Origin of the sequence: Pseudoduganella rhizocola, from assembly GCF_045984285.3 — a bacterium.
GTDB lineage: Bacteria > Pseudomonadota > Gammaproteobacteria > Burkholderiales > Burkholderiaceae_D > Rugamonas.
This window is the reverse complement of the sequence record NZ_JBJQIK030000001.1, coordinates 660,490-672,701: the sequence shown is the minus strand read 5'-3', so window position 1 is coordinate 672,701 and position 12,212 is coordinate 660,490. Positions and strand designations below refer to the sequence as shown.

Here is a 12,212-nt window from a genome sequence, read left to right as displayed (position 1 = left end):
TCTATTCGGCGTATCCGTCAGCCCGGCTTGTGCCGATAATGACATAATGGCGAGAACAGCCAAACCTTCCGCAAGGCCAGAATGAAAGCGAATCCAAAAGCAAAAGCCGAGGTCAAAGTCGAGGCGTCCCCGCCTCCCGCCGGCTCGAAGAAAAAACTGCTGATCATGATCACCGCAGGCGTGCTCGTGCTCGCCCTCGGCGGCGGCGGCGCGGCCTGGTATTTCCTGAAGAAGGGCGACCATGCGGAAAGCACGGAAGCCGAGAAGAAAAAGGAATCCGGTCCGCCCGTGTATGTGGCGGTAGAGCCGTTCACCGTCAACCTGCAGCCGGAAGACGGCGAGCAGTACCTGCAGCTGACCTTCACGCTGCAGGTGGGCGGCCTGGAGCAGGTGGAACTGATCAAGAACAATATGCCGAAAGTGCGCAGCCGCATCCTGCTGCTGCTGTCGAGCAAGCATGCGTCGGAAATCAATACGCCGGAAGGCAAGCAGCAGCTGAGCACGGAAATCATGCAGGCGGTGAAGCAGCCGTTCACGGAAGGCGATCCGGAGCAGGATGTGAGCGAAGTGCTGTTTACCTCCTTCATCATTCAGTAAAGAGTCATGGCTGATAATTTTCTCTCCCAGGAAGAAGTTGATGCCCTCCTCAAGGGCGTCAACGGCGATCAGGACGACGCCGTCGCGCCTGAGGAAGTTGCGGGAGTACGGACCTACAATCTGGCGACGCAGGAACGTATCGTTCGCGGCCGGATGCCGACCCTGGAGATTATCAACGAACGTTTTGCCCGCCTGCTGCGCGTCGGCCTGTTCAACTTCCTGCGCCGCAGCGCGGAAGTGTCGGTCGGCTCGGTGCGGGTGTCGAAGTACAGCGAGTTCATCCGCAATCTGGTGGTGCCGACCAACCTGAACCTGATCCACATGAAACCGCTGCGCGGCACCGCGCTGATGGTGTTCGATCCGGGGCTGGTGTTCCTGCTGGTGGACAATCTGTTCGGCGGCGACGGCCGTTTCCATACCCGCGTCGAGGGCCGCGATTTCACGCAGACCGAGCAGCGCATCATCCTGCGCATTCTCGATATCGTGTTCGAGGCCTACACCAAGTCGTGGGAGCCGGTGTTCCCGGTCGAATTCGAATACATCCGTTCCGAGATGAACACCCAGTTCGCCAACATCGCCACGCCGAACGAGGTGGTGGTGGCCTCGACCTTCACGGTCGAACTGGGTTCGGTGTCGGGACAAATCCACTTCTGCATGCCCTACTCGATGATCGAGCCGATCCGGGATGCGCTGACCTCCTCGCTGCAGGGCGAGGCGCTGGAAGTGGACAAGCGCTGGATCCGCCTGATGACGCAGCAGATCCAGATTGCGGAAGTGGAACTGGTGGCCCGGCTCGGTACCGCCAAGGCCAGCTTCGACGAGATCCTGAACATGCGGGTGGGCGACATCATCCCCCTCAATATTCCGGAAACCATCGAAGCCACGGTGGACGGTGTGCCGGTGCTGGAATGCACGTACGGCGTGCTGAACGGACAATATGCACTGCAGGTAGAGAAGCTGCTGGCCAATACCGACAATCTCGGCAGCGGCCCCGGCGCGAAGTAACAGGAGAGAACCATGTCTGACAACCAAGACGATCAAACCAGCCTCGACGACGATTGGGGCGCTGCCCTCGCCGCCCAGGCCTCGGCCGAAGCGGAAGCGATGGCGGCCCAGGCCGACACCGCCGCCACCGCCGCCGTATTCAAGGACTTCGGCAAAACCGCCAGCAAGACCGAGACCCATAACGACATCGACTTCATCCTCGATATCCCGGTCCAGCTGACGGTGGAACTGGGCCGCACCAAGATCGCCATCAAGAACCTGCTGCAGCTGGCGCAGGGCTCGGTGGTCGAGCTGGACGGCCTGGCCGGCGAACCGATGGACGTGCTGGTCAACGGCTGCCTGATCGCCCAGGGCGAGGTGGTGGTGGTGAATGACAAGTTCGGTATCCGCCTGACTGATATCATCACACCTTCCGAACGCATCCGAAAATTGAATAAATGAAGAAGAACGGTACCGTTTCTACCCTGCTGGCAGCCTTGGCTGCCAGTTTGTGTTTCTACGCCCTGCCTGCGGCCGCCCAGAAAGACAGTGCCACGGCCACCGCCATCACCACCCCAGCCTCGCCTGCCACGGCGCCCGCCGCGGCAGGCAAGGCTGCAACGGCTCCAGGCACCACCGCCGCCGCCGCCCCCACGCCGGAACAGCAGGCCGCGCTGGCCGGCGCCCGTCCCGCCGCCGGTCCGGTAACGCCGGCCGCCGCGCCGTCCGCCGTCGGCAGCCTGCTGCAGACCGTGCTGGCACTGGCCGTCGTGCTCGGCCTGCTGGTCGGCCTGGCCTGGCTGCTGAAGCGCTTCGGCCCGCGCCATATCACGGGCGGCACCACGGTCAAACTGGTGGGCGCGCTCAGCGTGGGCGCGCGCGAACGCATCCTGGTGATCGAGGTCGGCGAGCAATGGATCGTGGTGGGCGCCTCGCCCGGCCGCATGAACGCGCTGTCCACCATGCCGCGCCAGGAAACGCCGGAAGGGCCGGACGCCACCACCACCGTCCCCACGGCCAATTTCGCCGAGTGGTTCAAACAGACGATCGACAAGCGCAATGGCAAATAAGCGCCTCCGCAAAGGACTGGCCCTGCTGCTGGTCCTGGCCCTGCCGCTGATCGCGGCGGCCGAACCGACCATCCCGGCCTTCACCACCACCCCGGCGCCGGGCGGCGGCACCAACTACGGCCTGTCGCTGCAGACGCTGATCATCATGACGGCGCTGACCTTCCTGCCGGCGGTGCTGCTGATGATGACGGGCTTCACCCGCATCATCATCGTGCTGTCGCTGCTGCGCCAGGCGCTCGGAACGCAGACCGCGCCGCCGAACCAGGTGATGGTGGGCCTGGCCCTATTCCTCACCTTCTTCGTGATGGGCCCGGTCTTCGACCGCATCTACAACGAGGCCTACCAGCCGCTGCAGCGCAACGAGATCAATATGACGCAGGCCCTGGAACGGGGCGCGGCGCCGCTCAAGACCTTCATGATGAAGCAGACCCGCCAGGCCGACCTGGCGCTGTTCGTGAAGATCTCGCGCACGCCCGCGCTGCAGGGACCGGACGACGTGCCGCTGCGCGTGCTGATCCCGGCCTTCATCACCAGCGAACTGAAGACGGCCTTCCAGATCGGCTTTGCCATCTTCATTCCCTTCCTCATCATCGACATGGTGGTGGCCTCGGTGCTGATGTCCATGGGCATGATGATGATGTCGCCGGCCGTGATCTCGCTGCCCTTCAAGCTGATGCTGTTCGTGCTGGTCGATGGCTGGCAATTGCTGCTGGGCTCGCTGTCCCAGAGTTTCTACTGAGGAGGCTGAACCATGTCCCCTGAAACCGTCATGACCATGGGCCGTCAGGCCATGGAAGTTACGCTGCTGATTGCGGCGCCGCTGCTGCTGGTGGCCCTGGTGATCGGCCTGATCGTGTCCATCTTCCAGGCCGCCACCCAGATCAATGAATCGACGCTGTCCTTCATCCCGAAACTGGTGGGCGTGTTCGTCGCGCTGGTGGTGGCCGGGCCGTGGATGCTGTCCGTGATGACCGACTATATGCGCCAGGTGCTGACCGGTATTCCGCAGCTGGTCAGCTGAACACTGTGCTCTACCTCGCCGCCGCCGACGTCAACGCCTGGATCGCCGGGCTGCTGTGGCCGCTCACCCGCATCCTGGGCCTGGTGGCCGCCTCGCCCGTGTTCGGCAACAGCCGCATTCCGGCCACGGTCAAGCTCAGCCTGGGCGTGATGATGGCGCTGGTGATTGCGCCCACGATTCCGGCGGTGCCGGCCGCCAATCCCATGTCCTGGGCCGGCCTCATCATCCTGGCCAAGGAACTGATCACCGGCGTGGCCATGGGCTTTGCGATGCGCATCGTGTTCGCGGCGGTGGAGATGGCGGGCGAAATCAGCAGCCTCACCATGGGCCTGGGCTTCGCCAGCTTCTTCGACCCGATGTCGCAGGGCCGCTCCTCGGCCATCTCCCAGTTCCTGGTGTGGATCGCCACGCTGGCGCTCCTGGCCGCCAATGCCCACCTGCTGCTGTTCGAAGCGCTGGCCGAGAGTTTCCTCACCATGCCGATCTCGGCCGAGACCTTCCACGGCGGCGGCTTCTGGAGCGTGGCCACCTGGGGCGCGAAGATCTTTTCGGCGGGGCTGCAGCTGTCGCTGCCCATCGTGGCGGCGCTGCTGATCACGAACGTGGCCCTGGGCATCCTGACGCGCGCGGCGCCGCAGCTGAACCTGTTCGGCATCGGCTTCCCCATCACCCTGGGCGCGGGCTTCCTGGTGCTGATGATCAGCCTGCCTTACCTGACCACGCCGCTGCTCAACCTCTTCCACCAGGGCACGGAAAAAGCGCGCCACCTGCCGCGCGCGCTGCAGGGCCAGGGCGACAACGCGCCAAAGCCCGGGGTCATTCCCGCGCAGGCGGGAATGACGCGTTAAATATAGTTGAAGAGGGAGAGGGAGGAAGCGGCCTTGAAGGATTTCTGCGCCGCGTCCAGGCTGCTCTGCTGCTGGGTGAAGCGGGAGATCGCTTCGTAGGGATCGATTTCGATCAGGCGCGAAATCTCCGTTTCATACTGCAGGTTGATATCAAGTCCGGAATTGTCGAGGTATTCCAGTTCCTTCAGGCCCGCGCCCACCGAGGCGCGCACCGCCAGCGCATTGTCCTGCGCATTGGTCACGTTCTGGTTGGCGATGCTGAGCGCGTTGGTCAGCCCTGCCGCCCCTTCCGGCGTATTGTTGGCTGCGCGCAGCGCCGTAATGACGTTGCGGATGGTGGTGAACATCGACTGGTTTTCGCTCGGCGTCACCGTGAAGATATCGCCGTCTTTCGGCACGCCCTTGATATCGAACTGCACCCCGTCGAAGGCAATCGGCTCGCCTGCCTTGTACGGCAGCGGCGGCGTCGTCAGCACCGTGCCGGTCGTGGCGTCCGTCACCGCATAGCTCAGCACGAACGGGGTGCCGTCGCCCGGGTCCACCATCGAAAAATCGATCGTGTAGTCGTGGCCGGTCAGCAGGGATGCATCGGTCACGGCGCCGGGGGAAATGATGCCGGTGCCGCCGCGCGTAATATTGCCGGGATCCGCCTGCGTGAGGAAGGTGCCGTTGCCGGTGACGTTGTTCTCGAAGATGGCGCTGCCGGAAGTGCTGATCGGCAGCTTGCGTCCCGACCCGACCTGCAATTCGCGGATGCCCTGGTCGCCGGAATAGTTCGCGCCGGTGGCGGTCGCCGCAAAAGGCTGGGTATTCGTCTTGTAGCCGGAGAACAGGTAGCCGCCCGTGCCGTCCGCCGTATTGGCCAGGCCCAGCAGGTCTTGCAGCCGGCCTTCCAGGTCCACCGCCAGCGCTTCGCGGTTGGCAGTGCTCAGGGCCGGATTGCCCGCATACAGGATGGTGTCCTTCACATCGTCCAGCAAGTCGCCCACGCTGCCCAGCGCCAGGTCGACCTGGGACAGGGAGCTGTTGGCGGTCTGGCGGTTGAGCTTGTACTGGTCGTTCAGTTCCTTGGACTGCGTCACTTCCAGCGCGCGCGCCGAGGCCACGGGATCATCCGCCGGCGTCAGCACCCGGCGCCCGGTCGAAATCTGCATCTGCGTTTTCAGCAGGTTCGCCTGCAGCGTGCTCAGCTGGCTGATGCCGGTATCGTACATCTGGCTGGTGGCGATTCGCATGCCCATAACAAAGTCCTTTTCTTAAAATCAGCGCAGCGACAGCAGCGTATCGAACAGTTCGCCGGCCACCTGCATCACCTTGCCGGCAGCCTGGTAGGCCTGCTGGTAGCGCAGCAGGTTGGCCGCTTCCTCGTCCAGGTTCACGCCCGATACGGTCTGCATCGCGGCCGTGGCCTGGGTCACGGCGGTGGCGCTGGCGTCGCTGCTGATCTGCACTTCGCGCGTCTTGTTGCCCACATAGTTGACGGTGCCGGCGTAATTGCCCTGGAAGGTAGCCGAATTGCCGTTCAGGATATTCTTGGTCTGCAGCCCGGCCAGCAGCACGCCGTTGCGGCCGTCGCCCACGCCCGCGGTATTCGGGCCGATGGTGAAGGTATCGTTCACCGCCGGCGTGCCCTTGATCGTCACCGACATGCCATTGAAGTTGATGGTGGCGCCATCGACATAGGCAATCGAGGTGGTACCCGCCGGGTAGTTGGTGGTCGTGCCATCCGGATTCGTCACCGTAAAGTCGCTCGTGCCGGGCAGGCCGTCCAGGGTCCGGGTCGCGGGATCGGCCGGATCGGCCTGCTGGAAGGTCAGCGTCAGCGGCGCCGTCAGCGCATTGCCGGGCAGCAGGTAATCCTGGTTGACCGTGCCCGCGCTGATGGTGCCGCTACCGGTATTGGTGGTCGGTACCGAGGTGGCGATCGGCCCGGCCAGCGCGATCTTCTTGTAATCGGTGATCGCCACCTTCATCTCGGAGGCGGCGATATAGGTCGGGCGGATCAGGAAACGGTCGCCGGGGGTGGAGGTACCGTTGAACATCATGGTGACGCCGTCGATCTCCACCGGGTCGGTCTGCGGCGCCGGGATATTCGTGACCTGGCCGTCGGTACGCTTGACCACGTACTGCGCGCCGTCGTAGCTCACCTCGTAATCCATGGTGGTGAGCTTGCTGGCATCGGTGATCGTGGCCGAAATGTCGGTGGTGCTGCCATTGGCATTGCGCGAGTCGTAGCCGACATAGGCCTTCATCGGCTCGAAGAAATCGCCGCCCAGGTCGCCGTTCAGGTCCTGGCCCAGGCGGTGCTGGGCATTGAAGCTGGTGGCCAGGCCGGCCGCCAGCTGGCCGATGGAATTCTGCACACGGTCCAGCGTTTCGCTGCGGTACTGCATCATGCCGCCCAGCGAGCCGCCGGTGAAGGTGCCGTCGGACAGGACGGAAACGCCGCCCGCAGTCTGGTAGCCCACCACTACACGGTTGGGGTCGGTGGGTGAAATGCCCACGCCCAGGTCCACGCTGCTGCCGCCCACCACCAGCGGCTGGCCGCTGCCGAAGGACACCGTCAGCATATTGTTGTCGCTCTCTTTCACCGTGACCTGCACGCGCTGGTTCAGCTCGCGGATCAGCTGGTCGCGCCGGTCCAGCAGGTCGTTCGGCGGATTCAGCGGATCCAGCGTCATCGCGGCGATCTGCTTGTTGATGCTGGCGATTTCCTTCGAATAGGAATTGACTTCGTTGACGGTGGCCGTGATGCTGCTGTTGAGTCCTTCCTGCAGCTCGCTCAGCCGGCCGCTCACTTCCCGGAAGCGGGCCGCCAGCGTGTTGGCCGAGGACAGCATGGAATCGCGCGCCGCCTGCAGCGAGGGGGTGGAATTGGCGGTCTGCACGCCCTTGAAGAAGTCCTGCAGCGCCGGCGAGATGCCGAGGGTGGTGTCGGCCAGCATATTGTCGATCTGGCTGATCTGCGTGAAGTAGGTATCCACCTGGGCCTGGCGCGCCTGCGCGCCCATCAGGCTCTTGTTGAGAAAATCATCATAGTAGCGCTTGATCTGCGCCACTTCGGTGCCGGTGCCGACAAAACCCACGCCCACGGCAATCGGCGCCGTCGTGGACTGGACGATCCCCTGGCGGCTGAAGCCCGGCACGCTCGCATTGGTAATGTTGTGGCCTGCCGTGGCGATGCCTGCCTGGGCCGCCAGCAAACCGCTTTTTCCGATGGCGAGAAGATTACTCATGGGTCAATTCTTTCATGCTTGGTCTAGTTTACGGCACAAGCCGCCATAACTTGAAATGCCGCCCGGCTACTGTGCGAGCCCCTATGCAAGTGTTTTCTTGATAATGGAGGCCAGTTTCGTTGCGTAATTCGGATCGGTGGCATAGCCCGCCTTCTGCAGCCCGCGCGCGAAGCTGGTGGCGTCGCCGCCGCTGGCCAGCACTTTCTCGTAGCGCGGGTTGTTGGTGATGAGCTTGGCGTAGTCCTTGAAGCTGTCGGCATAGGAATCGTAGGCGCGGAATTTTTCCACGCGGCGCTGCGCCTTGCCGTTGACGTATTCGGTGGTCACAGCCTCCACCACCTTGCCCTTCCAGTCGCCGCCGGCCTTGATGCCGAACAGGTTGTGGCTGGTGCTGCCGTCGCGGCCCTTGATCTCGCGGCGGCCCCAGCCGCTCTCCAGCGCGGCCTGGCCCAGCATGAATTTGGCCGGAATGCCGGTGGCGCGGCTGGCCTCTTCGGCATGGCTGCCCAGCTTGTCCTGGAAGGCGCGCACATGGGGCAGGCGCGCGGTGCTGGGCGCAGCCGCCGCGCCCGTTACGGCGCCGTTGCCGCCGGCCGCATCGATGGAGCGCTGCAGGCGCGCCGCATCGAGCAGGCTGCGCGTGAAGCCGGTGCTGTCGTCCTGGGCGGCGCTGGCAGCCTCCATGCCGCTGCTGAGTGCCGCCTCCGGCCCCTGCACGCCGCTGGTCTTCGACAGCTGGCGGATCAGCACGTCGGCCAGGCCCACGCCCTTCTTCGCGATATTCTGGCTGGTCTGCTGGTCCAGCATGGTGGTGAACATCTTGGTCTGCTGGTTGTCCAGCATGCCTTCGCCGGGCGAAGCCTCGCGCATGCTCTTCATCATCATGTTGACGAACATGGCTTCGAACTGCTGGGCCGCCGTCTTCAGCGCTTCCGGCGAATTGGCCTGCGCCGAACGGCGCAGGTCGCCCAGGCCCTTGCTGTCGATCGCAAGGTTGGCGCTCAGGTCGTTCGGCGTGCTGGTCTGGCGGATCATGGCGCGGCCTTAAATGATTTCCAGTTCCGCGCGCAGCGCGCCGGAGGTCTTCATGGCCTGCAGGATGGCCAGCAGGTCCTGCGGCGTGGCGCCGATGGCGTTCAGGGCCTTCACCACATCGGCCAGCGCCACGCCGCCCTGCAGCATGATGACCTTGCCGTTGTCCTTCTTGATGTCGATATTGGTGTTCTGCGTGATCACGGTCTGGCCGCGCGACAGCGGGTTGGGCTGGCTTACCTGCGGCTCGCTGTTGACCGACACCGTGAGGTTGCCGTGCGAGATGGCGCAGGCCTGCAGCGTGACCGCCTGGTTCATCACCACCGAGCCGGTGCGCGCGTTCATGATGACCTTGGCCGCCAGCAGGGAGGGCCGCACGTCCAGCTGTTCCAGTTCGCCGAGGAAGGCCACGCGCTGGTCGCTGCCGTTGGGCGACTGCACGCGGATCACGCGGCCGTCCAGCGCATAGGCGATGCCGCTGCCCCATTTGTCGTTAATGGCCTGCACCACGCGGCTGGCGGTGGCGAAATCGGCGCTATGCAGTTCCAGGCGGATATTGCCGCCCTCGCCCACTGCGCTCGCTACCGCGCGTTCCACCGTGGCGCCGTTCGAGATGCGGCCCACCGACAGGTGGTTGACCTGCACCGAAGAACCGCCGCCCGGCGCCTGCGCGCCCACGCCGCCCACCACCAGGTTGCCCTGGGCCATGCCGTACACCTGGCCGTCGGCGCCTTTCAGCGGCGTCATCAGCAGGGTGCCGCCGCGCAGGCTCTTGGCATTGCCCATCGAGGACACGGTGACATCGAGCTGCTGCCCCGGCTGGGCGAAGGCCGGCAGCGAGGTCGTGACCACCACGGCGGCCACGTTCTTCAGCTGCATATTGACGCCGGCCGGCAGCGTGATGCCCATCTGCTGCAGCATGGAGGCGATGCTCTGCACGGTAAACGGGGTCTGCGTGGTCTGGTCGCCGGTGCCGTCCAGGCCCACCACCAGGCCGTAGCCCATCAGCTGGTTTTCACGCACGCCGGCGATGCTGGCGAGGTCCTTGATGCGCTCCGCATGCACAGCGGGCGCGAGCAGCAGCGCCAGGCTCAGGCCCAGCACCTTGCAGGTAGCGGCGAAGGTCTTCATGGTCAGAATGGCAGCAGGCTGAGGAAGAAGCGCGAAGCCATCGAGCTCAGCTCCGCGCGGTCCATATGGGTATTGGTGCGGTATTCCACGCGCGCATCGGCGATCGCGGTCGAGGCCACGGTATTGTTGGCGCCGATGGAGTTCGGGTTCACCATGCCGGAGATGCGGATGAATTCCGTCCCCTTGTTCATGGCGATCTGTTTTTCGCCGGCCACGATCAGGTTCCCGTTCGGCAGCACTTCCACCACGGTGGCGCCGATATTGCCGGTGAAGGTATTGCTGGCGGCCTGGTTGTCCGAATCGGCGAAATTGTTGTCGGTGCTGGTGCCGATATTGGCGCCCAGCTTGTTCTGCAGAGGGCCGGGCACGCCGAAGTTCACGCCGCCCGACTTGGTGGCCGAGCTGCTGCCGGTCTTGTTGGCCGTGGTGCGCTCGGTGATGGCGATATTGATCACGTCGCCGACCTGGCGCGCACGGCGGTCTTCGAACACGGGGCGGAAGCTGCTTGCCTGGTAGATCGCGCCATTGGTCGGCGCCGGCTGCGCCACCACCAGCGGGCGGGCCGAGGTGGGGCCGGCCACGATGGTGCTGGGCGTGCTGGCGCAGCCGGTCAGGGCAACGGTCACGGCCAGGGCCACGAAGAGGAAGCCGGTATAGCGCCAGGTGCGGGCGGAGGTGGTCTTTTTCATATCGGTCTCTATCACATCTGCGACAGCTTCTGCAGCATCTGGTCCGAGGTGGTGATGGCCTTGCTGTTGATTTCGTAGGCGCGCTGGGTCTGGATCATGTTCACCATCTCCTCCACCACGTTGACGTTGGAAGTCTCCACATAGCCCTGCAGGATCACGCCGGTGCCGTTGGTGCCCGGCGTGTTCTCCTGCGGGGCGCCGGAAGAGCCGGTTTCCACATACAGGTTCTCGCCCTTGGATTCGAGGCCGGTGGGATTGATGAAGGTGGCCAGCTGGATATTGCCGATCTGCTGGGGCGCCACCTGGCCCGGGATCTTCACCGACACGGTGCCGTCCTTGCCGACGGTGATGCTTTCCGCATTGGCCGGAATGGTAATGGCCGGCTGCAGCACATAGCCGGTGGACGTCACCATCTGGCCGTTCTGGTCGCGCTGGAAGGAACCATCGCGCGTGTAGGCGGTGGTGCCGTCGGGCAGCAGCACGGTAAAGAAACCGTTGCCGTTGACCATCATGTCCTTGTCGTTGCCGGTGGCCTGGGGATTGCCCTGGGTGTGGATGCGCTCGATCGTGACCGGGCGCACGCCGGTGCCGATCTGCATGCCGGAAGGCAGCTGGGTCTGCTGGGAGGACGCGGCGCCGGGCTGGCGCACGTTCTGGTACAGCAGGTCTTCAAAGACGGCGCGCGATTTCTTGAAGCCGTTGGTGCTGACGTTGGCCAGATTGTTGGACACGGTGTCCATCTGCGTCTGCTGGGCTTCCATGCCCGTCTTGGCGATCCAGAGCGAACGAATCATATGCTTTCTCCTGTCGGGCCGAAAAAGCCCTTTTCCATGAAAGCATTATGCGGCGGCTCCTATCAATTCAAAGCGAGGATCTGGGTGGCTTTCGCCGCGTTATTCTCGGCATTCTTCAGCAGGCTCATTTGCGTGTCGAAGGAACGCGCCAGGGCGATCATGTCCACCATGGCATCCACCGGATTGACGTTGGAGCCCTCCAGCGCGCCGTCCACCACGCGCACGGTGGCGTCCGGATCGGCCGGCTGGCCCGATTTCAGGCGGAACAGGCCGTCCGGGCCGCGGCCCAGCTGGGCCGTGTCCGGATTGACCAGCTTGATACGCCCCAGCACATTGGCCGGGCCGGGCTGGGTCTGCGAGGTGTCGATGCTGCTCACGGTGCCGTCGGCGCCGATCGAGATCTCCATATTGGGCGGAATGGCGATCGGGCCATTCTCGCCCTGCAGGGTGTGGCCGGAGCTGGTCTGCAGCAGGCCGTTCTGGCTGACCTGCAGGCTGCCGTTGCGGGTGTAGGCCTCGGAACCGTCGGACGACTGCACCGCAATGAAGCCCTCGCCGCGCAGCGCGATATCCATGGGCCGCCCGGTGGTCTGGATGGCCCCGCTGGAAAAATCGGTGCCCACCACCGAATCGAGCACGAAGCTGCGCGTCGGCAGGCCTTGCGACACCACCGGCACGGCCCGGAACGAATCCAGCTGGGCGCGGAAGCCCGTGGTGGAGACGTTGGCCAGGTTGTTGGCGGTGGAGGCCTGCTGGTCCAGGATGTGCCTGGCGCCAGTCATGGCGGTATAGATGAGCTTGTCCATGGCT

General features: G+C 64.4%; 14 protein-coding genes. 7 read left to right on the top strand and 7 right to left on the bottom strand.

Features of this window, described 5'->3' with window-relative positions; all coding sequences use genetic code 11:
* Positions 1-81 precede the first annotated feature (81 nt).
* Genes fliL through fliR form a run of 7 tightly spaced genes read left to right on the top strand, consistent with a single transcriptional unit; the run spans position 82 to position 4,520 of the window.
* A complete protein-coding gene (gene fliL / locus ACJRPG_RS03125; protein WP_407998581.1) occupies positions 82-597 on the top strand; it encodes a flagellar basal body-associated protein FliL in 516 nt (171 codons plus the stop codon).
* A 6-nt stretch (positions 598-603) separates the two neighbouring features.
* Entirely contained in the window at positions 604-1,602 is a 999-nt protein-coding gene (gene fliM / locus ACJRPG_RS03120; protein ID WP_407998580.1) for a flagellar motor switch protein FliM, read from the top strand.
* 12 nt (positions 1,603-1,614) lie between these two features.
* On the top strand, positions 1,615-2,043 hold the full coding sequence (gene fliN, locus ACJRPG_RS03115) for a flagellar motor switch protein FliN (protein ID WP_407998579.1): 429 nt from the start codon (positions 1,615-1,617) through the stop codon (positions 2,041-2,043).
* The gene (gene fliO / locus ACJRPG_RS03110; RefSeq protein WP_407998578.1) at positions 2,040-2,651 is read left to right on the top strand and encodes a flagellar biosynthetic protein FliO; all 612 of its coding nucleotides are present in this window, start codon (positions 2,040-2,042) and stop codon (positions 2,649-2,651) included. The genes fliN and fliO overlap by 4 nt, the downstream gene beginning before the upstream one ends.
* The gene (fliP, locus tag ACJRPG_RS03105) at positions 2,641-3,390 is read left to right on the top strand and encodes a flagellar type III secretion system pore protein FliP (protein ID WP_407998577.1); all 750 of its coding nucleotides are present in this window, start codon (positions 2,641-2,643) and stop codon (positions 3,388-3,390) included. The genes fliO and fliP overlap by 11 nt, the downstream gene beginning before the upstream one ends.
* 12 nt (positions 3,391-3,402) lie before the next feature.
* Positions 3,403-3,672, top strand: coding sequence for a flagellar biosynthesis protein FliQ (gene fliQ / locus ACJRPG_RS03100; protein ID WP_407998576.1), 270 nt, complete (start codon positions 3,403-3,405; stop codon positions 3,670-3,672).
* A gap of 5 nt (positions 3,673-3,677) precedes the next feature.
* Positions 3,678-4,520: a flagellar biosynthetic protein FliR gene (gene fliR, locus ACJRPG_RS03095; RefSeq protein WP_407998575.1), complete on the top strand. Its 843-nt coding sequence runs from the start codon at positions 3,678-3,680 to the stop codon at positions 4,518-4,520.
* Here fliR and flgL read toward each other — a convergent pair.
* The 7 genes from flgL to flgF form a co-directional block, all read right to left on the bottom strand.
* Entirely contained in the window at positions 4,517-5,761 is a 1,245-nt protein-coding gene (gene flgL / locus ACJRPG_RS03090; RefSeq protein ID WP_407998574.1) for a flagellar hook-associated protein FlgL, read from the bottom strand. The two genes, fliR and flgL, sit on opposite strands and share 4 nt — an antisense overlap.
* A 21-nt stretch (positions 5,762-5,782) precedes the next feature.
* On the bottom strand, positions 5,783-7,756 hold the full coding sequence (gene flgK, locus ACJRPG_RS03085) for a flagellar hook-associated protein FlgK (RefSeq protein WP_407998573.1): 1,974 nt from the start codon (positions 7,754-7,756) through the stop codon (positions 5,783-5,785).
* Between the two features lie 81 nt (positions 7,757-7,837).
* The gene (gene flgJ / locus ACJRPG_RS03080; RefSeq protein ID WP_407998572.1) at positions 7,838-8,791 is read right to left on the bottom strand and encodes a flagellar assembly peptidoglycan hydrolase FlgJ; all 954 of its coding nucleotides are present in this window, start codon (positions 8,789-8,791) and stop codon (positions 7,838-7,840) included.
* A 9-nt stretch (positions 8,792-8,800) separates the two neighbouring features.
* Positions 8,801-9,919 (bottom strand): flagellar basal body P-ring protein FlgI, encoded by a 1,119-nt coding sequence (locus ACJRPG_RS03075; RefSeq protein WP_407998571.1) that lies wholly within the window; start codon positions 9,917-9,919, stop codon positions 8,801-8,803.
* A 2-nt stretch (positions 9,920-9,921) separates the two neighbouring features.
* Positions 9,922-10,608 carry a flagellar basal body L-ring protein FlgH gene (locus ACJRPG_RS03070; RefSeq protein ID WP_407998570.1) on the bottom strand — a complete coding sequence of 229 codons (687 nt, stop codon included), beginning with the start codon at positions 10,606-10,608 and terminating at the stop codon, positions 9,922-9,924.
* Positions 10,609-10,619: 11 nt separating this feature from the next.
* A complete protein-coding gene (gene flgG / locus ACJRPG_RS03065) occupies positions 10,620-11,402 on the bottom strand; it encodes a flagellar basal-body rod protein FlgG (RefSeq protein WP_407998569.1) in 783 nt (260 codons plus the stop codon).
* 62 nt (positions 11,403-11,464) lie between these two features.
* The gene (flgF, locus tag ACJRPG_RS03060) at positions 11,465-12,208 is read right to left on the bottom strand and encodes a flagellar basal-body rod protein FlgF (protein ID WP_407998568.1); all 744 of its coding nucleotides are present in this window, start codon (positions 12,206-12,208) and stop codon (positions 11,465-11,467) included.
* Between the last annotated feature and the right edge of the window lie 4 nt (positions 12,209-12,212).

Excerpts from the sequence above, each read along its gene's own strand:
- fliL (WP_407998581.1), top strand. The coding sequence starts at position 82 with ATGAAAGCGAATCCAAAAGCAAAAGCCGAGGTCAAAGTCGAGGCGTCC.
- fliM (WP_407998580.1), top strand. The coding sequence starts at position 604 with ATGGCTGATAATTTTCTCTCCCAGGAAGAAGTTGATGCCCTCCTCAAG.
- fliN (WP_407998579.1), top strand. The coding sequence starts at position 1,615 with ATGTCTGACAACCAAGACGATCAAACCAGCCTCGACGACGATTGGGGC.
- fliO (WP_407998578.1), top strand. The coding sequence starts at position 2,040 with ATGAAGAAGAACGGTACCGTTTCTACCCTGCTGGCAGCCTTGGCTGCC.
- fliP (WP_407998577.1), top strand. The coding sequence starts at position 2,641 with ATGGCAAATAAGCGCCTCCGCAAAGGACTGGCCCTGCTGCTGGTCCTG.
- fliQ (WP_407998576.1), top strand. The coding sequence starts at position 3,403 with ATGTCCCCTGAAACCGTCATGACCATGGGCCGTCAGGCCATGGAAGTT.
- flgL (WP_407998574.1), bottom strand. The coding sequence starts at position 5,761 with ATGGGCATGCGAATCGCCACCAGCCAGATGTACGATACCGGCATCAGC.
- flgK (WP_407998573.1), bottom strand. The coding sequence starts at position 7,756 with ATGAGTAATCTTCTCGCCATCGGAAAAAGCGGTTTGCTGGCGGCCCAG.
- flgJ (WP_407998572.1), bottom strand. The coding sequence starts at position 8,791 with ATGATCCGCCAGACCAGCACGCCGAACGACCTGAGCGCCAACCTTGCG.
- ACJRPG_RS03075 (WP_407998571.1), bottom strand. The coding sequence starts at position 9,919 with ATGAAGACCTTCGCCGCTACCTGCAAGGTGCTGGGCCTGAGCCTGGCG.
- ACJRPG_RS03070 (WP_407998570.1), bottom strand. The coding sequence starts at position 10,608 with ATGAAAAAGACCACCTCCGCCCGCACCTGGCGCTATACCGGCTTCCTC.
- flgG (WP_407998569.1), bottom strand. The coding sequence starts at position 11,402 with ATGATTCGTTCGCTCTGGATCGCCAAGACGGGCATGGAAGCCCAGCAG.
- flgF (WP_407998568.1), bottom strand. The coding sequence starts at position 12,208 with ATGGACAAGCTCATCTATACCGCCATGACTGGCGCCAGGCACATCCTG.